Origin of the sequence: Bacillus piscicola (assembly GCF_022458745.1) — a bacterium.
GTDB classification, from domain to species: domain Bacteria; phylum Bacillota; class Bacilli; order Bacillales; family Marinococcaceae; genus Alteribacillus_A; species Alteribacillus_A piscicola.
The window spans coordinates 60,228-80,754 of sequence record NZ_JAJJJF010000008.1 but is presented as its reverse complement, the minus strand read 5'-3'; the positions used below and the strand labels follow the sequence as shown (position 1 = coordinate 80,754).

At 45.2% G+C, this 20,527-nt stretch carries 19 protein-coding genes; 5 read left to right on the top strand and 14 right to left on the bottom strand.

Annotation, left to right across the window (positions count from 1 at the left end; genetic code table 11):
* Nucleotides 1–21: 21 nt before the first annotated feature.
* The 4 genes from LOR49_RS12695 to LOR49_RS12680 all read right to left on the bottom strand — a co-directional run bounded on the left by LOR49_RS12695 (nucleotide 22) and on the right by LOR49_RS12680 (nucleotide 2,406).
* Nucleotides 22–402 (bottom strand): nuclear transport factor 2 family protein, encoded by a 381-nt coding sequence (locus LOR49_RS12695; protein WP_240377111.1) that lies wholly within the window; start codon nucleotides 400–402, stop codon nucleotides 22–24.
* A gap of 422 nt (nucleotides 403–824) precedes the next feature.
* Nucleotides 825–1,754 (bottom strand): cation diffusion facilitator family transporter, encoded by a 930-nt coding sequence (locus tag LOR49_RS12690; protein ID WP_240377110.1) that lies wholly within the window; start codon nucleotides 1,752–1,754, stop codon nucleotides 825–827.
* A 253-nt stretch (nucleotides 1,755–2,007) separates the two neighbouring features.
* The gene (locus tag LOR49_RS12685) at nucleotides 2,008–2,196 is read right to left on the bottom strand and encodes a hypothetical protein (protein ID WP_240377109.1); all 189 of its coding nucleotides are present in this window, start codon (nucleotides 2,194–2,196) and stop codon (nucleotides 2,008–2,010) included.
* A gap of 9 nt (nucleotides 2,197–2,205) precedes the next feature.
* The gene (locus tag LOR49_RS12680; RefSeq protein WP_240377108.1) at nucleotides 2,206–2,406 is read right to left on the bottom strand and encodes a hypothetical protein; all 201 of its coding nucleotides are present in this window, start codon (nucleotides 2,404–2,406) and stop codon (nucleotides 2,206–2,208) included.
* A gap of 678 nt (nucleotides 2,407–3,084) precedes the next feature.
* On the opposite strand from LOR49_RS12680, the gene LOR49_RS12675 reads away from it, so the two are divergent.
* The 5 genes from LOR49_RS12675 to cydC all read left to right on the top strand — a co-directional run bounded on the left by LOR49_RS12675 (nucleotide 3,085) and on the right by cydC (nucleotide 10,607).
* Nucleotides 3,085–4,200, top strand: coding sequence for a cysteine desulfurase family protein (locus LOR49_RS12675; protein ID WP_240377107.1), 1,116 nt, complete (start codon nucleotides 3,085–3,087; stop codon nucleotides 4,198–4,200).
* 567 nt (nucleotides 4,201–4,767) lie between these two features.
* Nucleotides 4,768–6,168 (top strand): cytochrome ubiquinol oxidase subunit I, encoded by a 1,401-nt coding sequence (locus LOR49_RS12670; protein WP_240377106.1) that lies wholly within the window; start codon nucleotides 4,768–4,770, stop codon nucleotides 6,166–6,168.
* Nucleotides 6,158–7,171, top strand: coding sequence for a cytochrome d ubiquinol oxidase subunit II (gene cydB / locus LOR49_RS12665; RefSeq protein WP_240377105.1), 1,014 nt, complete (start codon nucleotides 6,158–6,160; stop codon nucleotides 7,169–7,171). Before LOR49_RS12670 ends, cydB begins: the two co-directional genes overlap by 11 nt.
* Entirely contained in the window at nucleotides 7,171–8,898 is a 1,728-nt protein-coding gene (gene cydD, locus LOR49_RS12660) for a thiol reductant ABC exporter subunit CydD (RefSeq protein WP_240377104.1), read from the top strand. Before cydB ends, cydD begins: the two co-directional genes overlap by 1 nt.
* Entirely contained in the window at nucleotides 8,895–10,607 is a 1,713-nt protein-coding gene (gene cydC / locus LOR49_RS12655) for a thiol reductant ABC exporter subunit CydC (protein ID WP_240377103.1), read from the top strand. Before cydD ends, cydC begins: the two co-directional genes overlap by 4 nt.
* A 334-nt stretch (nucleotides 10,608–10,941) precedes the next feature.
* Here the strand turns inward: cydC and LOR49_RS12650 are convergent, their stop codons facing one another.
* The 10 genes from LOR49_RS12650 to rpsA all read right to left on the bottom strand — a co-directional run bounded on the left by LOR49_RS12650 (nucleotide 10,942) and on the right by rpsA (nucleotide 20,507).
* Nucleotides 10,942–11,487, bottom strand: coding sequence for a GNAT family N-acetyltransferase (locus LOR49_RS12650; protein WP_240377102.1), 546 nt, complete (start codon nucleotides 11,485–11,487; stop codon nucleotides 10,942–10,944).
* Between the two features lie 289 nt (nucleotides 11,488–11,776).
* Complete coding sequence (gene spoIVA / locus LOR49_RS12645; protein ID WP_240377101.1) at nucleotides 11,777–13,258, bottom strand: stage IV sporulation protein A; 1,482 nt, start codon at nucleotides 13,256–13,258, stop codon at nucleotides 11,777–11,779.
* A 473-nt stretch (nucleotides 13,259–13,731) separates the two neighbouring features.
* A complete protein-coding gene (locus LOR49_RS12640; protein WP_240377100.1) occupies nucleotides 13,732–14,454 on the bottom strand; it encodes a hypothetical protein in 723 nt (240 codons plus the stop codon).
* 33 nt (nucleotides 14,455–14,487) lie between these two features.
* On the bottom strand, nucleotides 14,488–14,682 hold the full coding sequence (locus LOR49_RS12635; protein ID WP_240377099.1) for a DUF2768 domain-containing protein: 195 nt from the start codon (nucleotides 14,680–14,682) through the stop codon (nucleotides 14,488–14,490).
* Nucleotides 14,683–14,936: 254 nt separating this feature from the next.
* Nucleotides 14,937–15,194, bottom strand: coding sequence for a stage VI sporulation protein F (locus LOR49_RS12630; RefSeq protein ID WP_240377098.1), 258 nt, complete (start codon nucleotides 15,192–15,194; stop codon nucleotides 14,937–14,939).
* 77 nt (nucleotides 15,195–15,271) lie between these two features.
* Nucleotides 15,272–16,312 (bottom strand): NAD(P)H-dependent glycerol-3-phosphate dehydrogenase, encoded by a 1,041-nt coding sequence (locus LOR49_RS12625; protein ID WP_240377097.1) that lies wholly within the window; start codon nucleotides 16,310–16,312, stop codon nucleotides 15,272–15,274.
* A gap of 7 nt (nucleotides 16,313–16,319) precedes the next feature.
* Nucleotides 16,320–16,973, bottom strand: coding sequence for a glycerol-3-phosphate 1-O-acyltransferase PlsY (plsY, locus tag LOR49_RS12620; RefSeq protein WP_240377096.1), 654 nt, complete (start codon nucleotides 16,971–16,973; stop codon nucleotides 16,320–16,322).
* Nucleotides 16,974–17,000: 27 nt separating this feature from the next.
* On the bottom strand, nucleotides 17,001–18,314 hold the full coding sequence (gene der / locus LOR49_RS12615; protein WP_240377095.1) for a ribosome biogenesis GTPase Der: 1,314 nt from the start codon (nucleotides 18,312–18,314) through the stop codon (nucleotides 17,001–17,003).
* Nucleotides 18,315–18,400: 86 nt separating this feature from the next.
* Nucleotides 18,401–18,985, bottom strand: coding sequence for a YphA family membrane protein (locus LOR49_RS12610; RefSeq protein WP_420830462.1), 585 nt, complete (start codon nucleotides 18,983–18,985; stop codon nucleotides 18,401–18,403).
* A 367-nt stretch (nucleotides 18,986–19,352) separates the two neighbouring features.
* The gene (rpsA, locus tag LOR49_RS12605) at nucleotides 19,353–20,507 is read right to left on the bottom strand and encodes a 30S ribosomal protein S1 (RefSeq protein ID WP_240377093.1); all 1,155 of its coding nucleotides are present in this window, start codon (nucleotides 20,505–20,507) and stop codon (nucleotides 19,353–19,355) included.
* Between the last annotated feature and the right edge of the window lie 20 nt (nucleotides 20,508–20,527).

The following is a 20,527-nucleotide window of genomic DNA, read 5'->3' as shown; positions in this document are numbered from 1 at the left end:
TTAATATTTTCACTTTCCCGGTTATTGTTCAGTCACATCGCCAGGACCATGATAGGCTTTCATATCGATAATCCGCCCATCGTCATCGAAGGTCATCACATCAATGGTGTCGATTTGGATGGGCTTTCCATCATTTTTCATAAATATCCTAAATGCCATCGCAGCATAATGGCTATGCGATCCACGGATCGGTGCGGATAACTCAAGATTATCGACAAGCGTCACGGCTAGCTCATAAAAAGAGGTAATGGCAGCTTTTCCTTCTACTATTTTCCCACCGCCAACCGGGTCTTCAATCCTTGCATGGTCGGCGAACAAGGATATCAGCATGTTTGCATCTTTTTGATTAAAGCCATCAATATATTGTTGCATGGCTGCTTTCATTTGCGATTCAGTCACCATAACCCCATCCCTCTTTTCTATTGGTAATGTGTACTAATTTAACTACCCTTCAGTTTGATCAATTATGTCAAATTTCTGTCATTTAAACAAGTAATTCATTTAACAAACCATCTCATGCGAGCGCATGATGTTGTTATTTTGACGAATCGCTCATTTCAAGGCTTCATACGAGTGCTATGATACTGTTATTTTCATAGATCACCGTTTTTAACGCTTCATGCCGTTCCTATGATGTCTTTATTTCTTCGTCTCCCCCATTTCACGACATCATGCAGCCGCTATGGCACTGTTACTTTTCCAATTTTCAAAGTTGACGGCGTTATACATCTGTTATGCGATCTCCAGTCAGCAACAGGGCAAAAAAAAGAAGATAACAGATGAGCTGTTTCATCCATCTAGTTATCTTCTTCCGTCGCACGATTTTATGGAAGCAAAAACTGTTTGCCATATTCGCCGTGATCATGAATGGCCGGGTGTTCCATTTGTATCGTCGAATGGTGTATCCCGTATTTTTCTTTCAGCATCTGATTAATCGCTGCAATGATTTCAAACGATTGGGTATCTTTTTGGATGAAAACATGGGCTGTTAACGAGTGGTGATCAGTTGACACCGTCCACAAGTGCATCTCATGGACGTCCTCCACTCCTTCCACCGCGCCAATATCCCGGCGAATCGTCTCAAGATCAAACTTGTCCGGTACCGATTCCATTAAAATCAGGTAAGACTCGCGAATAATTCTGGCTCCACCGGTAAAAATGATGGCTGCGATAATCATACTGATCAAAGGATCGAAGACGTGATAACCGGTGAAGTAGATCAAAGCCGCTGAAACAACAATCCCGACCGAGCTAAGAAGATCACCGATAAAATGCCAAAGCGCACTTTTAATATTAAGATTCTCTTCCTCTTTCATACTCCGGCTTAAGAGGAAAGTCAACACGATGTTTACGATTAATCCGATAGAAGCAATGAAAAGCATCAACGGTAAGTTAATATCTTGGGGATGGATCATGCGATTAATTCCTTCAATGAAAATACCAATCGCAATGACAGCGAGGGCTAGACCATTTAGAAACGAAGCAATGACCTCAAAACGCAAAAATCCGAACGTGTATTTCTGATTCGGTTTCCGGGTTGCCATGTAAATAGCCGTCATGCTGAGACCGAGAGCGAACACGTCAGAAATCATGTGCGCTGAATCGGATAACAGAGCAAGTGAATGTGACAGCAACCCTCCCACAATTTCAACAATCGTAAAAAACAAAGTTATCAGTAACGTCATCCATAACGTTCTTTTCGATGTTTGTTGTTCTTTCACATGATTAAGGTGATGATAATCATAATTTTTCACATCACTCACACCCTCTATAAATTAAAATCAATCTTATATAATAAACAATACCACCAACTGCAGTTAAAATCAATTCTAATTGATAATATTTTTACTTAATTGATAATGAAAATTACTTTCACAACTTATATTCCCTATTAAACCGTTGCGAATCGAATTTTTTGTTGATAATAATTATTAATTAAAAAACTAAATAAAAGCCCTGATACACAAAAAGAAGCCTCCTTGACATATACAAGGAGGTTTGCCTGTTTTATTTTTCTGTTGCCTTTTCAACTATCTTACTGGTGTCTTCGAGAGAATCCGCGATAAGGATCTGTTTTAATAAGTCATCCGGCAACTTCTCTTCACAGATTAAGTGGACTTTCTTTACTTCACTTGCGGCAGCGGATCCAAACCGCGTTTCCAGAATCGCGGAAACAGCCTCCTGCTTCCCCTTCACTATACCTTCCTATTTCCCTTGTTCTATCCCTTTCTTTTCGTAAGAAGTGATCAGTTCCATCACTTTCGCCTCCTCTTCGGGATCCAGGTTATTTATCTCCGTTTGTAACATGCGCTCTTCCTTATCCAAGAGTGCCAAATATGTTTCAAAAAAAGCGGTTAACAGGTGATTTCGCGCTGGATCGAGCTCCAGCCTCGCAAGCAGCCGCAACAGGATTGTCCTGCCGGATGAAGTTCCACCAATGTAAACTTTTCAGTTCGACCGTCAAATATTGAAACTGGAGAACGACTAAAAACTCTTCCACGACGCCATGCAACCCCGATGGCGTTGTTATTTCAAACCCTCCACGGTTTCATAGCTTCATACGTCCTTTATGACGTTGTTATTTTGGCTCGCACTCGATTTCACGTCTTCATTCGGAGGCTATGAGGTCGTTATCTCAGTGGCCCCTCCATTTCGCGACATCATACATCCTCAATGACGTCGTTATTTTCACACCCTCCCCTTTTGACGACTTCATCCGAACACTATGACGTCTTTATTTTCGCGCCGCACTCTTTTCACAGCGTCATACATCTCTGATGACGTCGCTTTTTCAAACGATCTCTGGTTTCATAGCTTCATCCATCTTCTATAAGGTTGTTATTTTGGCTCCTGCTCCATTTCACGCCTTCATTCGCGGGCTATGATGACGTTATTTCATCGCCACCCTCTTTTCACGACCCATACAACCACGATGACGTCGCTTTTTCAACCAATCGTTGCGTGCTACCCTCACTGGCCTCTTCTATGCAGCTGTAGTACGGGTAAGGGAGGCTTGATCCTTGTCCTATTCATTTAATAGCATTACAGTTATTCCAATGACACATTTGAAAGGAAGGCATAACGATGGATAACGTTTATCTAGATTACAATGCAAGTACACCGATCGCGCCGGAGGTAATAGAAGAAATGAATCCGTTTTTAACAGATTATTACGGCAACCCTTCTGCGCTCCACTGGGCAGGAAATCCGGTTAAAGAGAAACTGATGAATGCAAGAAAACAAGTAGCTGATCTCCTGCACTGCTCCGCCGATGAAGTGATTTTCACAAGTGGAGGAAGCGAAGCAAATAATCTGGCATTAAAAGGATATTTTTTCCAAAACCTTCAAAAAGGAAAACATATCATTACGTCAACCATTGAACACCCTGCCATCTTAAATCAATTACCCTTTTTGGAACAACTCGGAGCAACCGTTACGATGATCGCTCCTGATAGATACGGCAGACTTTCCCCTGCGGATATTGAGAGTGCCATCCAACCGGACACAATCTTGATCACTATTATGCATTCGAATAACGAAGTAGGCACCCTTCAGCCGATCGCGGAAATCGGAAAAATTGCTAAAAAACATGCCATCGCTTTTCACACCGATGCTTCTCAGTCCGTTGGGAAAGTACCCATCAACGTGGATCAACTCGATGTCGATATGCTGACCATTGCCGGTCACAAACTGTATGCACCAAAAGGAATCGGTGCGCTCTACTTACGGAAGGGGACGGAAATCGAACCTCTTATTCATGGAGCCGGGCATGAGTATGGTTTACGCGCAGGTACGGAAAATACCTTGCTTGCGGTGGGGCTGGGAAAAGCGTGTGAAATGGCAAAAGAGGACGTAAATGATAACAAACTCGAGCCGTTAACGAAATATTTTTGGAAGCAACTGCGGGAGATTTTTGGAAATGGGATCGTTCTAAATGGACATGAGGAAAAGCGCCTGCCCAACACGTTGAATGTCTGCTTTACAAATAAAATCGGCCAGGAGATCTTAGACTCCATTCCCATGCTCGCTACTTCGACAGGGTCTGCCTGTCACGCGGGAAACGTTGAGTTATCCCCTGTTTTAAAAGAAATGCGTGTCCCCGAACATATCGGTATGGGAGCGATCCGCTTCAGTCTTGGCAGATACACAACCAAAGAAGAGATCGACCAAGTACTGCACTGGTTCAAAGAGCGAATATAAAGGCAAACTTCAGGCAACGCCCCTGAGAATGAGCCTCTGTTTTACGAGCATTGCAAACAAAGGCTTTCTTTTTTCGGCTTCGTTGGGGACGGGTTTGATGTCGTTATTTTACTGGTACTCTCTTTTCACAACACCATACAACCACTATGATGCTGTTATAAAAGCCATTCTCTGTTTTAACAACTACATACAGGCGTTGTGACGTCGTTATTTTAGCAAACCGCTTTTTTCACGGCTACATACGAGTGCTAGGATGGCGCGATTTCTCCCCGTTCCCATTTTCACCATTCACAACTCCAGAGGATCGCTATGACCTGTTGTTTCAAGAAAGCCTCAATATGCAAAAATAAATATTTCTCCCCCAAAACACTTTCTGTGCCAGCATTCCCGTTTGTAACCGTTTACAATTAGAAATACTATTTTTTCCGACATAAAGCTGTCGCAAATAAGTCCCTAAGTTGTAACGATTAGAGAACAGAGTAGGGTGAAAGCCGGCTTATACTAAAGATACAGTTAATTTTTCAGAATAAAATTGTATTTTATCAAAAGCAGAGGAGTTGGATAAAGATGGATCCCTTACTCATCGCAAGGCTCCAATTTGCATCCACAACCATTTTTCACTACTTCTTTGTTCCTGTTTCCATTGGCATGGCCCTGACGATCGCGATCATGCAGACCATGTATGTGATCAAAGGGGACGATCGTTATAAGCGGCTGACCCAGTTTTTCGGCACATTATTTCTTATTAACTTTGCCGTCGGTGTCGTGACAGGTATTTTGCAAGAGTTTCAGTTTGGGATGAACTGGTCCACCTATTCGCGATTTGTCGGTGACGTGTTTGGTCCGTCCTTGGCGATTGAAGGCCTGCTCGCATTCTTTCTGGAATCTACCTTTATCGGCGTATGGGTGTTTGGATGGAACAGGCTTTCCAAGCGTTTGCACCTCGCTTCTGTGTGGCTTGTATCCATTGGCACGATCATGTCCGCCTTTTGGATTTTATCAGCGAACTCTTTTATGCAGAACCCGGTAGGTTTTGAATTTGCGGGTGACCGGGCCCAAATGAACAGCTTCGGTGCTATTTTGACAAACCCGCACCTATGGGCACAATTCCCGCACGTCCTCTTGACATCTTTTGCGACAGGTGCATTCCTGATCGCGGGTATCAGTGCCTGGAAGCTCATTCGCCGGCATGATGTGGACCTATTCAAGCGTTCCTTCCGCATTGCCATTACTGTCGGAGCCTTGTCAGCGTTCGCCATTTTATTCACAGGCCACTGGCAGGCACAATATCTCGTAAAGTCACAGCCGATGAAAATGGCCGCAGCCGAAGCGCTTTGGGAAAACAGCGGCGATCCTGCTCCCTTCACTGTTTTTGCTGATATCAATACAGAAGAGAAAAAAAATAACTTTGAAATTCAAATTCCTTATCTGCTCAGCTTCTTGTCTTTCAACCAGTTCAACGGTTCTGTCGAAGGAATAAATGAACTTCAAGAACAATACGTGGAAAAATACGGCCCCGGGGATTACATTCCGCCTGTCACTACCCTCTTTTGGGTGTTCCGGATTATGACAGGTGCCGGCGGTGTCATGCTGCTCCTTGGTTTTTACGGCATGTATGCCTCTCGGAGAGGAAAGTTACCGAAGAACAATCTGTATTTAAAACTGATGCCATTTGCGATGATCCTTCCTTTTATCGCCAACACCTGCGGATGGATCTTAACGGAAATGGGCCGCCAGCCGTTCGTTGTTTTCGGTTTGATGAAAACGGAGGATGCGGTATCACCGTCCGTTACGGCAAATGAGATGCTCTTCTCTCTCATTGCCTTCACGGCTCTTTACAGTGTTCTTGCGATCGTGACGATCTATTTGTTCGCTCGCCATATTAAGAAAACGGATCATTTTGACACAGACTTGCCAACAGCGTCAGATCCCTTCGATAGAAAAGGTGGTGCCGAAATTGTCTCTTAGTGAGTTTTGGTTCATTTTGATCACGATTCTATTTGTCGGTTTCTTCGTATTAGAAGGGTTCGACTTCGGAGTTGGGATTGTCTCACGCTTTTTAGGAAAAGATGATCAGGAGAAACGGGTGTATATTAACACGGTCGGCCCCTTCTGGGATGCGAATGAAGTGTGGCTCATCACGGCAGGCGGCGCCATGTTCGCCGCTTTCCCGCACTGGTATGCGACGATGTTCAGCGGATTGTACATTCCTCTTGTCTTCATGCTTCTGGCGCTGATTATACGAGGGGTCTCGTTCGAATTCCGGGGAAAAGTCAAAGACCAGCGATGGAGGCATACATGGGACTGGGCGATGTTTGCCGGGAGTCTTCTGCCACCGATTCTTTGGGGCGTGGTCCTCGCCAACTTCATTACCGGTATGCCGATTAATCAGGATAAAGAGATGGTCGGCGGATTCCTGCAGTTCTTGCATCCTTTTGCCCTGCTAGGCGGTGCGATGTTCCTATTTTTGACCATCACTCACGGACTGCAGTTTATCACCATCCGCACGACCGGTGACCTGCAGGAGCGTGCGCGCAAGCTGGGACAAAGAGTAACACCAGTAACCATCGTCCTTTTCCTGGCGTTCATTATCATCGCTTATTTTACTTCCGATGTGTTCACCAACCACGGTCAGACATTTATGGTACTTCCGATTTTGGCTTGGGTCGCTCTGTTATTTGCCAATTTGTACAATGCGCAGAAAATGGATTTCAATGCATTTGCTTTAACAACCGTGACAATCATTCTGTTGACGGGAAGTATCTTTATCGGTATGTTCCCCCGTGTAATGATCAGCTCGATCTCAGATGCATTCAGCTTAACGGTTTATAATGCTTCATCTGGAGGGTACACTCTTAAGCTCATGACGTACTTTTCCATTGCCCTGCTTCCTTTTGTTCTCGGCTATCAGGCATGGAGTTACTATATTTTTAGAAAAAGAGTAAAACAAGAAGATGAGTTGGAATACTGATGAAAAAACAACGCGTAAAAAAACTACCAAACTACCCGGGTTCTTTAAAAACCCATAGTCTCTTAACCATTTTCATACTATGTGAAGCCGTCGCTATCATTGCCCAAGCTTATTTTCTGGCTCGGGCAATCACCTTTTTATTTGATAGAATGCCAATCGGAGAAGTTATCCCTGACATTGGCTTCTTTTTTGTTGCTTTTGTAATCCGCTACCTTATCACCCATATAGAAATGGCTGCAGCCGACAAATACGCTGCCAAGTCGGCGCAGATGCTTCGTGACCGTTTGATGCAGACGTATTTTGGACGAAGCCATGCATTTGTTCGGCAGATCGGCATCGGCCACCTGGTCACTCTAGCTATGGAAGGGGTGGATCACGTAAAGAGATATGTGGAAATTATCGGCGTCCGGATGATCAAAACAGCGGTGATCCCAGCATTCATTGTCATTTTTGTCTTTCTTTATGATCCGATATCTTCCGTCATCTTAGTACTTGCCGTGCCGATTATCGTGATTTTTATGATTTTATTAGGACTGGCTGCTCAGATGATGGCCGATCGGCAATACGAAACGTACACGAGATTATCCAACCATTTCATTGATTCGTTAAAAGGGCTTGAAACCTTGGCTTACCTTGGAAAAAGCCGGGAACACGCCAAAAAGATCGAGCAAGTAAGCGGGGATTATCGCAACGCCACCATGCGCACCTTGCGTGTAGCTTTCCTGTCGACATTTGCGTTGGATTTTTTTACCAGCTTATCCATTGCGTTTGTGGCTGTCGGTTTGGGTCTTCGTCTCATTGAGGGGGACATCACTCTCTTGCCAGCCCTTACCATTCTCATTTTGGCTCCGGAATACTTCTCACCGATTAAACAGGTCGGAAAAGATTATCATGCGACGTTGGACGGACAGCTCGCTATGCAAGAAATTGACAATTTGATCAGCACAGAAGAAAGCCGGCAGACAAACGAACAGACAGAGCTATTCGACTGGCAGCAGGACAGCGTATTGACGTTTGACAAAGTAACAGTAGGTATTGCTGAAAAAAAGCTGCTGGATGACTTACGTTTTAACATTCGTACCGGTTGGAACGGTATCATCGGAGCGAGCGGCTCAGGAAAGTCCACTTTGATTAACGTATTGGCGGGGCTGTTGCTGCCTACGGACGGTTCCATCCAGATCAATGATCAACCAGTTTCTTCTTTGAAAAATGAATCTTGGTTCGAACAGATTGCCTACATCCCTCAGGCTCCGTATGTTTTCCCACTGTCCCTCGCCGACAACATCCGGTTTTATGCCCTGGACGCTTCAGATGAAGAGGTACAGCAGATGATTCAGGAAATTGGGCTAGAGGATCTGGTGAGGTCGTTTCCGGCCGGCATCCATGAAAAAATCGGTGAAGGAGGCCGTTCCATAAGCGGCGGGCAAGAGCAGCGTATCGCCATCGCCCGGGCACTGCTTAGCGGAAAGCCCGTCATCTTGTTGGATGAGCCAACAGCCCATCTGGACATTGAAACCGAATATGAAATCAAACAGTTAATGCTCCGGGTATTTAAAGATAAGTTTGTCATCTTGGCAACCCACCGCCTGCATTGGCTGAAGCAGTTGGATCATATTCTGTTCCTGGAAAGCGGCGAGTTGAAGCATCAGGGAACACATGAACAATTAATGAATCAGTCGGGCAACTATGTATCGTTTGTCCGGTGGGGAAAGGAGGAGAGCGGATGAATCGATGGATTATCCCTTATATACACCTGTACAAAGGCCGGATGTCTCTATCTGTTATATACGGACTACTAGGTGTCACCTCAGGCGCCATGCTGCTTTTCGTATCCGGTTATTTAATTTCCAAGTCATCGTTGCGTCCGGAAAATATAATGATCGTATACGTACCGATTGTGGCAGTGCGAGCTTTCAGTATCGGACAGGCGTTGTTCCCTTACTTACAGAAGCTGGTGAGCCACGATATCGTCCTCCGCATTCTGTCTCATTACCGCCAAAGGTTATACGATACGCTGGAACCGCAGGCCATATTCCTGCAGAGCCGCTATCAGACAGGTGATATTTTAAGCATACTGGCAGATGACATCGAAAAACTGCAGGATTTTTATATACGTACCTTGTTTCCAAGTATTATCGGAATTGTCGTATACGGTGTGCTTGCAGTAGTATTCGGCTTCTTTGACCTGCCGTTCATGCTTATGATGCTTGCCTTCTTGGGAATCATTGTGTTTCTGGTACCTTTTTTGTCCTATAAAACAATGCGGAGAAAACATCTTGCCATAAAAAAGAAACGAGGCAGTCTCTACCAACACGTGACGGATGCGATGTTCGGGAAGCTGGACTGGATGGTCAGCGGAAGAGTACAGGAGATTGTCCATCAAGTGGCCGAAGATAACAAAAACTTGATTACAAGTGAAAATAAAATGAAATTGTGGCATCACAAACGGGAGGCAATTCTGCGCTTCACTGCAGGGATTGCCATAATTCTTGTCATGGTTTGGTCTGATGCGCAAACAGGCAGCAGCATCTCCCCCACTATTATCGCCGCCTTCGTCTTGATGATGTTCTCGGTTGCTGATGCTTTACTTCCGATTAGTGAGGCTGTAGAAGAGATCCCCTTGTACACGGACTCCATCAAACGTATGGAGGCATTTGAAGAGAAAGACAGCATGGCAGACCTGCCTGCTGTTAGAGAAAACATCATCTGGGACAGACCGGCCATTCACTTGGATCATGTCACCTATTCTTATAACCGGTCCGCCCCTCCTGTTATCGATGACTTATCACTTACCATCGAGCCCGGGAAAAAAGTGGCCGTGCTTGGTAAGAGCGGTACGGGGAAATCTACTTTGTTAAAACTTCTGTCCGGGGTCATTCAGCCGGCAACGGGGAAGATCCATTTGAATAACACAGAAATGAGCAGCCACTACCTGTCGAGTGCGGTGTCTGTTTTAAACCAGAAGCCGCATATCTTCCATACAACGATCGCGAATAACGTCCGGATTGGCAAGCCGGACGCGTCAGAGGAAGAGATAATCGCCGTACTTGAGCAGGCACAGGTGATGCGAATGATCGATCAGCTGCCTGGTGGGATCCATACGCAAATGGATGAAATGGGCGGACGCTTCTCCGGCGGGGAAAGACAGCGGGTCGCCTTCGCACGCGTTCTGTTGCAGGATACGCCCATCCTGCTGATGGATGAGCCAACAACCGGGCTCGACCCGCGCACAGAACATGACTTGCTTGTTACCATTTTGGAAGCGGCCAAAGACAAAACGATCATCTGGGTCACCCACCACCTGGCCGGCGCCAAACTGATGGATGACATCATCTTCATGGAAGCAGGAAAAGTGAAACTCCGCGGACCACACAGACAATTGCTGAAAACAAATAACTACTACAAGCAGCTGTACCAAATGGATGAAGGAATATAGAAGCCCGAACAGTGTCATCCTGTTCGGGTATATTCAATCCCTTGAAGAAATTCTATTCATTTTTCTACTACTCTGAGTTAATTTCATCATTCAAATACAGCTACTTAAATCCGAACTATTCCTATGTAGCGCAGAACGGTTGATCTCCACTGCAGGCGGACGCTTTCACCTACAGGCACAAGGAAAACATCAGTTCGAGACTGCGCTTACGCTTGCTCTCACTGTGTCTTCTTTTCCGAAGGATGCGGTGGCTATATAAATAAAACGAACAACTAATCATTATATTAGATGATTATTCGTGTTTATTAACTGAATACGTACTTTTGAAATTGATTCACTCTCGTAATTCTTTTTGAAAAACCTTAAACTGACAGGGTGTTGCGAGCAGTGGTGCGAGTTTCGGAAACGATGCAGCAACGGTTTCGGCACGTACCGGGAGATAGCCGAGACGGGTGTACCAATTTTCCAGGGTGACTTTTGTCGGGTGAGAGCCCTCCTCTGGCACTAACAATTCAAGTTGCATTCGATGAAGGTGTTCCTTTTGACCTTTCTGTTCGGCAAAGCGGATTAACGCTCGTCCGATCCCGGCCCCTTGATAATCGCTATCGACCGCAAGCAATCCGAACTCTCCCATTTCTTGATCGACCTGCCGGATACGGACACATCCAACGATTTGCCCCGTTGCACGGGCCACAGCGATCTCACCATCCCTCGTCAGTTCTGTCATTTCGTCCACAGTCGTCCTTACTGTTCCGGGTGACCACAAACTTCCCTCCGCCGCCGCGTATACTCGGTTAATGATGTTCGTCAAGCGTTCCATATCCTCTATGTTCGTACTTGCACTTTTAGGCAGCATGTGTATCTCGATTGACTGTATCATGCATGTACCTCCCTGATTCTATTTAACGAAAATGGAGCAGGGTTGATGCTCCACGTTATGAACCAACCCTCTTTTTGGGGGGTTCTTCAATTCCTTTCCCCTCTTATTGTATCGCAAAAATCCAGACTGCAATGCCTGGAATCCAGACTTTTGTCGATAATATCCAGACTATAACCTTCAGAATCCAGAATCATACTGGTTGAATCCACACTACTGAGCCAGGAATCCAAACTTCACCTCAAAATAAAACAGAAGCTGACTTTGTGAAAGCCGCTTCTGTCGCTATAATTTATAATATGATCGCTATTAAGCCTCCGGAGCCTTCGTTGATGATACGCTCTAACGTTTCTTTTAATTTGTATCTGGCGTTTTCCGGCATTAAGGAAATTTTCGCCTGGATGCCTTCTCTGACAATTGAATTCAAGGAACGTCCAAAGATGTCTGAGTTCCAAATGGAAAGCGGGTTTTCCTCAAAGTCTTGCATGAGATAGCGTACGAGTTCTTCACTCTGTTTTTCTGTTCCTATGATCGGGGCAAATTCAGACTCCACGTCTACTTTTATCATATGGATAGATGGCGCAACCGCCCGCAGACGAACGCCGAATCTTGATCCTTGTCGGATGATTTCCGGTTCGTCCAAACTCATATCGGTTAAGGCCGGTGCAGCAATGCCGTAACCTGTCTGCTTCACCATTTTCAGGGCATCACTAACTTGATCGTATTCACTTTTCGCGTAGGAAAAGTCCTGCATGAGTTGGAGCAGATGGTCTTTCCCGCGGATTTCCACGCCGACTACTTCTTTTAAGATTTGATCATACAACTCATCCGGCGCGTACAAATCAATCTCTGCGACACCTTGCCCCATCTCAATTCCGGCAAGTCCGGCTTCTTCGATAAATTCAAACTCGGTGGCGAAATGCTGTACCACGCGGTCTACATCTCTCAATCTCTTAATATCTTTCACCGTGTTTCGGACGGATTGCTCATATTCCTGACGCAGCCAGTGATCTTCCCGCAGCACCATGACCCAGCTCGGCAAGTTGACGTTGACTTCGTGAACAGGGAACTCAAAGAGCACTTCGCGAAGGACGTTGTTAATATCATGTTCTGTCATGCTTTCAATACTCAGGGCAAGCACCGGAATATCATGTTTTTCTGAGAGCTCCGCCCGCATTGCCTCTGTATCGGGATGATGAGGCCGGACAGTGTTAATAACCATAATAAACGGCTTTCCTACTTCTTTTAACTCGTCTACTACTCTCTCTTCCGCTTCGACATAATCCATACGCGGAATGTCGCCGATTGTCCCGTCAGAGGTTACAACCACCCCAAGAGTAGAGTGTTCCTGAATTACTTTCCGGGTTCCGATTTCGGCAGCATCCTGGAAAGGAATCGGCTCTTCATACCACGGCGTGTTAATCATCCGCGGCCCGTTTTCATCTTCATATCCCTTGGCTCCTTCAACCGCGTAGCCCACACAATCCACGAGTCTTACATTCACTTCCAGCCCTTCATCCACTTTCAACGATACGGCATTATTCGGAACAAATTTCGGTTCCGTCGTCATGATCGTCTTACCGGCAGCACTCTGCGGCAATTCATCTTTCGCTCGCGCCTTGTCTGTTTCATTCTCCATATTGGGAAGGACAACAAGCTCCATGAATTTTTTAATGAAAGTGGATTTACCGGTACGGACTGCACCGACGACCCCTAGATAAATATCTCCTCCGGTCCGCTCCGCGATATCTTTAAAGATATCAACCTTTTCCACTAGATCCCCTCCTGTAAAAATAAATTCCGATACCGGTCTTGCATACATGATCATTATATATTTATGACGTTGTACGAGGGATATGACATTCTGACGAAAAGAAAACAAAAGGTTGCCTGCTGATCATGATAACTGGGTACGTGTATGAAACCTTGAAAAGGAACAAATAAGATAATGGCAACCACATAATCAGCGGATGAAGCCTTCAACATGCACAACCAGGAAAATAGCGACCCCATTGCAGGCGTTTGCAGTCATGAAATGGCACTCCCAGAGAAATAACAACGCCATACTACTTGTATGATGTAGTGAAAATGTACCAACTAGTAAATAGTGACTTCATAGCATGGATATGACGCAGCGAAAAGCCATTGTTGTGAAAATAACGACCCCATTTCTAACGTATGACGCCATATAATAGAGATATGCCACTCGAACACAAATAAGGCCCCCTATCCTAATGGAAAGGAGCCTTATTTTTTAAATTGTGGGTCGCCGTTTTCGTCAATGGTATAGGGTACCGAAAAAGCGGGGACGATGGGATAGTGATCCGTTAAAATACTGCGGATGTCTTCGCCTGTTTCGTAATTGCTGTCAAATTCTTCTAATGCCATATTTAAGTCAATGGCATAGTCCACGATTACTTCCCCGCGCTGATTGATGATCAATGGCAAATACGTCCCGCGGTGGTACGGACTTTTCACCTTAGGGGGAGAGTCATACTTGAGCTGCTTATAGTTTACAGAAAAAACCTCCGGCCCAATTGGCTTCTCAATGGGCGCATAGCCGTGTTTTTTAATATAACGATTAATATCCAGTTGAAACGCTTGAATTTCATTCATCATACGCAAATCAATCACTTTTGTTTCCGCGCTGTTCTCAGGATCAATAATCACATATTGATAGACCCCGCCATTTTCAAATGCGTTTTTGGGGGGTTCTTGTATGTATCTTGGAATTAACTTTCGGAAATCAACGACATACTTTTGATAAATCGGAGTGTCGGCTTCTTTTGTTTTGATCGGCAGAACTCCGGTATCCTCTTTAAATTGATCGATTGCCTGCTGGACAGAAGCAAGCTGCGCATCGTTCGAAACCTGATTATCAGCTTTCTTTTCTGCCGGATACAAGCACCCGGATAACATAAAACAAACAATGAGCCCGGTGATGAATAAGCTGATTCGTTTCGTTCGCAATGCCCCGCCTCCTTTCTATGTAAGTATAACGTTTTATTCAGCTATCGGTCCTCTGACTACGACAGCAAATACTATCAAACCGGCGACTACGAGGCAGATAAACGCGATAATGAGGACAAGAATTCTCCAAAAAGATGGTAGTTTTTGTGCCAGCACCGTCGCCCCTGCAGAGACAAACATTAAAAATAGACCAAAAAAGGAAAACCACATATTCTGTAGCGGTGTCATCCAATCAACCTCCTCTAACTCAGCACATATTATAACATAGCCGATTCGCTCATTTCCGATGATTTCCGATCATTTCTTGAATGTTCTTACGGAGACTTGTACACAAATCACAAAAATCCAGCCGAGCAGGAGCAAGCCCGACTGGTTCCTTGTATTCTTTCCACTTTCAAGCAGCCTTTTTGTTTCTCTTTATTGTATTCACTGAAAAGCCGTTTGGGATGAGCAAGTGCCTTGACTATTAAGGAAATATTGCTTTATTTCATCCATTTGCTTAAAGAAGAAAGGTCAAGAGGGACATTTCCATTAACAATGGCGTTTACTAGTTCATCTTCTTGTTGTTTTGGTACTCGTTTTCCTGCGAGTTTTGCAACGTCTCCTATCACACGACGTACCGTACTTTCATCCTTGAAATCTGCTCCGTTCAATGATTGTACTAAACGAAATAAATCATCTTTATTCACATTTGTTTTTTGTTCAATTTTGTCAAAAAGTGGATCGTTTTGATTTCGCATGCGGCGAAGCCTCCTTTAATCTCTATTCAAAGTATCTTATGCGTGATTAAAGGAAGGCGTGCCAGCCGCAAATACAGTTATTTATCGGACGCCTTTTGCCTCATTAAGATAGAGACATTTTCTTCTTCGTGTTTTTTTACTCTGCCCATCAACTGACGTGCCGCCACGTTTGGTTCTTTCCCGGCAAACAATACGTCGTGCAGTGCTGTTGTTATTGGCATCTCCACTTCTAATTCATTGGCGAGCTCATACACGGCTTTGGTCGTCCGTACTCCTTCTACGACCATTCCCATTTCGTTTAACACTTCATCTAAATTCTTCCCTGTGCCGAGCTTATAGCCGGCCCGCCAATTGCGGCTATGTTCACTTGTGCAAGTCACGATAAGGTCACCCAAACCCGATAGCCCTGTAAAAGTGAGCGGGCTTGCGCCGAGTTTCACACCGAGACGGGCAATTTCCGCGAGCCCTCTCGTCATCAGCGCAGCTTTCGCGTTATCTCCGTATCCAAGACCGTCATTCATACCGATTCCGATTGCGATGATATTCTTTAACGCGCCTCCGATTTCCACACCGACCATATCGTGATTCGTGTAGACGCGGAATTGATTATTCATAAACAATTCCTGTACGAGGACAGATGCTTCCCCTGCCGGCGAGGAGGCAGTTACCGTAGTTGGTTTTCGCTCGCACACTTCTTCCGCGTGGCTCGGACCGGACAGCACCACAACGTCTTTTACCCTTTTTTCTCCCAGTTCTTCTTTTATCATTTCGGAGATTCGTTTCGAGGTCCCTGGTTCAATTCCTTTGGAAGCATGAATTAAAATGGTATCCTCATGCACATAGGGTTCGAGCTGTTTCATCGTTTCCCGGATAGCTTTTGTCGGGACTACGAGAAGAATGTAATTCGTTTCCGCAGCACACCACTTCAGATCAGTAGATGCTTCAATACTGTCAGGGAGTGTAAATCCTGGTAAATACTTATGATTCGTACGTTTCTCGTTCATCTCCGCCGCTTGCTCCCTGCGACGGGTCCATACTTTTACCATATGTCCGTTATCTGCAAGCACGGTAGCGAGTGCCGTTCCCCAGCTCCCAGCACCGATGACCGCTACGTTCATATGAGAGTCACCCTTCCTTTATATGCTTTTCTCCAATTTTGTTCTCTTCTCCCTTTACTAACCGACCAATATTCGTGCGATGCTTCCATAATGACATCAACCCGAGCAAAGCCGTCAAATAAAAATACGGATCGGGAATGCTGTAATAATCTTTTGTAAGCCAAATAATAAGGGGAGTACCCGCACCAAAAATAAGCGACCCTAAGGACACATAGCGGGTAACGACAATAGCGAGGATAGCAACAATTCCTATGTAAACAGCAGGGATGAAGACAAGACTGCTGACGACACCGATTGCTGGTGCTACTCCTTTTCCACCTTTAAATCCGTAAAAGATAGGCCAATTATGTCCGAGAATAGCAGCTAGACCAGCGAGAGCCGGAGCCAGGCCTTCCATGTTTCCAAGTGGTGTGAGGGCGGGCAAAAATGCAGTCGCCTCTAGTCCCTTCGCAAGCCAAACAGCAGCAATCCCTTTCAAAATATCAAGCGATAATACGGTAATAGCGGGTCCTTTCCCCAGCACCCGCAATATATTGGTAGCGCCGGCATTGCCGCTCCCATGTTTTCGTATGTCGATTTTTTTTATGTTCCACGCCACGACATAACTGAAGCTAATGGAACCGAGCAAGTACCCTGCGATAATTGAAACGATTAGTTCCATTGTTCCTCTTCTCCCTCACCCATTTGTTTAGTCATTTTTTTTACGGGCATAAATTTTAAGAGGTGTTCCTTCAAAATGAAAGGCTTCCCGTAACTTATTTTCTAAATAACGCCGATAGGAAAAATGTAAAAGTTCAGGGTCATTCACAAACAAAACAATGACGGGAGGTGCGACAGCGACTTGGGTGGCATAGTTGATCCGCAGCCGTTTATTATTTTCAGTCGGCGTCGGATTCATCGCGACCGCATCCATGATCACGTCATTTAACACATTCGTTGGAACACGTAAGTTGTGATTGTCCGCCGCTTCCTTCACGGCAGGCAGTAAATGCTGTAGGCGTTGTTTCGTTTTTGCAGATAAAAACAGAATCGGAGCATACGACAAAAACTGGAACTCGTCTCTTATATCTTCCGTAAAGCGAAGCATTGTTTTTTCATCTTTTTCCACCGCATCCCACTTGTTCACGACGATAATAAGCGCACGGCCAGCCTCGTGGGCATACCCGGCAATTTTTTTATCCTGCTCGCGAATTCCTTCTTCCCCGTTTATTACCATCAACACGACATCGGAACGTTCCATCGCCCGTAACGCACGAAGGACGCTGTATTTCTCCGTTGCTTCATACACCTTGCCGCGCTTACGCATGCCGGCGGTGTCAATCAACACATATTCCTGGTCATCTCTTTCAAAAACGGTATCCACCGCGTCGCGAGTCGTCCCCGGGATATCACTCACAATCACCCGCTCTTCCCCAAGAACGGCATTAACAAGAGAAGATTTACCTACGTTCGGTCTGCCAATCACAGCAATTCGAATCGTATCTTCTTCGTACTCTTCGTCTGTATCGGCTGGAAGGGCGCGTACTACTTCGTCCAATAAATCCCCAAGCCCAAGTCCATGTTCTCCTGAAATGCCAAAGACTTCTCCAACACCGAGAGAGTAAAATTCATACACTCTATCTTGCAATTCGTAACTATCTATTTTATTGACTCCGACTACTACCGGTTTTTTGGAACGCCGCAGAATGGACGCAACTTCTTCATCTGCTCCTGTTAACCCGTCTCTTCCGTTAACTAAAAATAGAATGACATCTGCTTCATCCATCGCAATTTGGGCTTGTTCCCTTATTTGCGTTAATAAAGGCTCGTCCCCCAGCTCAATGCCGCCTGTGTCAATGACATGAAATTCTCTGTTTAACCATTCTGCTTGGTTGTAAATACGGTCACGGGTAACTCCCGGCGTATCTTCTACGATTGCCTGGCGTTCCCCGACAATCCGGTTGAACGTCGTAGACTTTCCTACATTCGGACGTCCGACTATTGCTATAACAGGTTTAGACATAAATGACTCTTCCCTTTCTTCTCTCACACTTATCCTTTTTATATAACGACCCGTACATGTACAGCTTACTTATTTTAGCAGACAGATCATGAACCGGGCAAGTTGAACCGTGAAAATACGGGATTTCTTTTTTTGACGGACAGGGGGCGGCATAACCAATCAAACGCATACAACATCATGATCATGAGAAACATGTATTGCAAGTATAGTGTTTGTCCGAACAGCATACTGGAAGTGAAGTCATACATGTGTGCTTGGTAAATAATCTCTCCACTGCATGAGGCGATGAGAACGGAAGCTAACCGTTCTATGAATGTGCGCATCACAAGTATGTGAAGGAGTAAAAAGCACACCACATAAGTCAAAAGCGGCCCGAATAGGAAGATAACCGGTTCATACCATTCTGCCATACGTAAAGCAGCAAATAAAAACGCAAAGCCGCCTGCGAGCGTAAGCATCCGGATACGCCTTGTTTTCGAGAGGGTGCAGGCGGTCCCGAACCCCCCGAGCAATAAAATAATAAAAACAGGCTTGATTAAGATGGGACCGAACTCCCACTCTGCCGGCAGTGACCAGATAATCAGTAACAGAATCGCGGATGTCACGAGCCTCCATGAATGACGACGCGAGACTAAAAAAGTTTGGATGATCCATAACACCCAGCAGCTCATAAAGATAATATGCATTTTTTTCCTTTTTTACTAACAGGCTGTCCAAATTTCAAACTTCCTATTCTTCCTTAGTAGAAATACTCACGGGAGACTTTCCAATGAAGTATGGATATTTCGCGTTACGTTTGGATTCTTCCTGATCAAGTATGGATATTCCTCGCTGAGTGTGGATTCTTTCCGAAACAGTTTGGATTCTTCACTTCCAAAACTGGATAGTTCCCACTCAAGTATGGATTCTCAGTCCCCAAGCGCGATTCTTACTAGCTAAGACGGCTTCTGAAAAGCTGCGTTTCCTATCATAAAGCCCCAACATAATAAAAAACGAGAAAAATCGGCGGGCTTCTGTGTAGTCCGCCGATTTCTATTCTTATTGCTTATACTTTTTCAACTGGTCGCCGATCATGTCACCGAGGGAGAAGCCGGAATGGTCTTCTTCTGGTGCTTCGTATTCTTGATGAACTTTCTGGTCCGTTGTGTCCTCTTTCTCCAATTCGCGAATGCTTAGCGAAATTCGTTGTTCGGAAGGGTTGATATCGAGTACTTTCGCTTCAACTGCCTGTCCTTCTTCCAGAACTTCGCCTGGTGTTCCAATGTGGCGGTTCGCAATTTGGGAAATGTGAACGAGTCCTTCGACCCCAGGAGCGACTTCAACGAATGCTCCGAAAGAAACGAGACGCTTCACTTGTCCTTCGATGACATCTCCCGGTTGGATCTGTCCTTCGATCGTTGTCCATGGTCCAGGGAGAGTTTCTTTAATCGATAAGGAAACACGCTCACTTTCTGAGTCGACAGCAAGAATCTTCACTTCGATTTCCTCACCCTCTTTCACGATTTCCCCTGGAGATTCCACACGGTGGTGGGCCATTTGGGAAATGTGAACGAGCCCATCTACTCCGCCAATATCAACAAAAGCACCAAAATCTGTCAAACGCTGCACGGTACCGGTGACAGTATCACCGACTTGGAGATTATCAAGCAGTTCTTTTTTCGTCTGCTCCGCCTCTTCATCAAGTACCGCACGCTGTGAGAGAATCAGCTTGTTGTCATTCGGATCAATTTCAACTACTTTTAGTCGGAGCGTACGTCCTTTGTAATCACTAAAGTCCTCAACAAAGTGACGCTCTACCAGGGAAGCAGGAATAAAGCCGCGAACTCCTAAATCCACAACGAGTCCGCCTTTCACTACTTCGGCAACCTCCGCTTCTATCACTTCACCGGACTCATATTTTGCTTGCAAATCCTCCCATGCTTTTTCAGCAAGAGCGGCCCGGCGTGATAAGACTAACTCATCATCTTCTAATTTAATTACTTTCAACTGAATTTCATCGCCTTCTTGCAGAACATCACTGACCTTTTCTACATGAAGGCTTGATAATTCACTAATCGGAATAACTGCATCTACTTTGTAGCCTGCATCCGCATATGCTTGCTTATCCTCAACTTTGGTAATTGTTGCGGTTACCACATCACCTACATGTAAGTCTTGCATCCCGGCTAATTCATTATTCATCTCATCAACCATTGACAAATGCCTCCTTCACT

Bases quoted from the DNA above. Each gene is read 5' to 3' on its own strand.
- LOR49_RS12695 (WP_240377111.1), bottom strand. From the start codon at position 402: ATGGTGACTGAATCGCAAATGAAAGCAGCCATGCAACAATATATTGAT.
- LOR49_RS12675 (WP_240377107.1), top strand. From the start codon at position 3,085: ATGGATAACGTTTATCTAGATTACAATGCAAGTACACCGATCGCGCCG.
- LOR49_RS12670 (WP_240377106.1), top strand. From the start codon at position 4,768: ATGGATCCCTTACTCATCGCAAGGCTCCAATTTGCATCCACAACCATT.
- cydD (WP_240377104.1), top strand. From the start codon at position 7,171: ATGAAAAAACAACGCGTAAAAAAACTACCAAACTACCCGGGTTCTTTA.
- cydC (WP_240377103.1), top strand. From the start codon at position 8,895: ATGAATCGATGGATTATCCCTTATATACACCTGTACAAAGGCCGGATG.
- LOR49_RS12650 (WP_240377102.1), bottom strand. From the start codon at position 11,487: ATGATACAGTCAATCGAGATACACATGCTGCCTAAAAGTGCAAGTACG.
- LOR49_RS12635 (WP_240377099.1), bottom strand. From the start codon at position 14,682: ATGACACCGCTACAGAATATGTGGTTTTCCTTTTTTGGTCTATTTTTA.
- LOR49_RS12630 (WP_240377098.1), bottom strand. From the start codon at position 15,194: ATGCGAAATCAAAACGATCCACTTTTTGACAAAATTGAACAAAAAACA.
- LOR49_RS12625 (WP_240377097.1), bottom strand. From the start codon at position 16,312: ATGAACGTAGCGGTCATCGGTGCTGGGAGCTGGGGAACGGCACTCGCT.
- plsY (WP_240377096.1), bottom strand. From the start codon at position 16,973: ATGGAACTAATCGTTTCAATTATCGCAGGGTACTTGCTCGGTTCCATT.
- der (WP_240377095.1), bottom strand. From the start codon at position 18,314: ATGTCTAAACCTGTTATAGCAATAGTCGGACGTCCGAATGTAGGAAAG.
- LOR49_RS12610 (WP_420830462.1), bottom strand. From the start codon at position 18,985: ATGAGCTGCTGGGTGTTATGGATCATCCAAACTTTTTTAGTCTCGCGT.
- rpsA (WP_240377093.1), bottom strand. From the start codon at position 20,507: ATGGTTGATGAGATGAATAATGAATTAGCCGGGATGCAAGACTTACAT.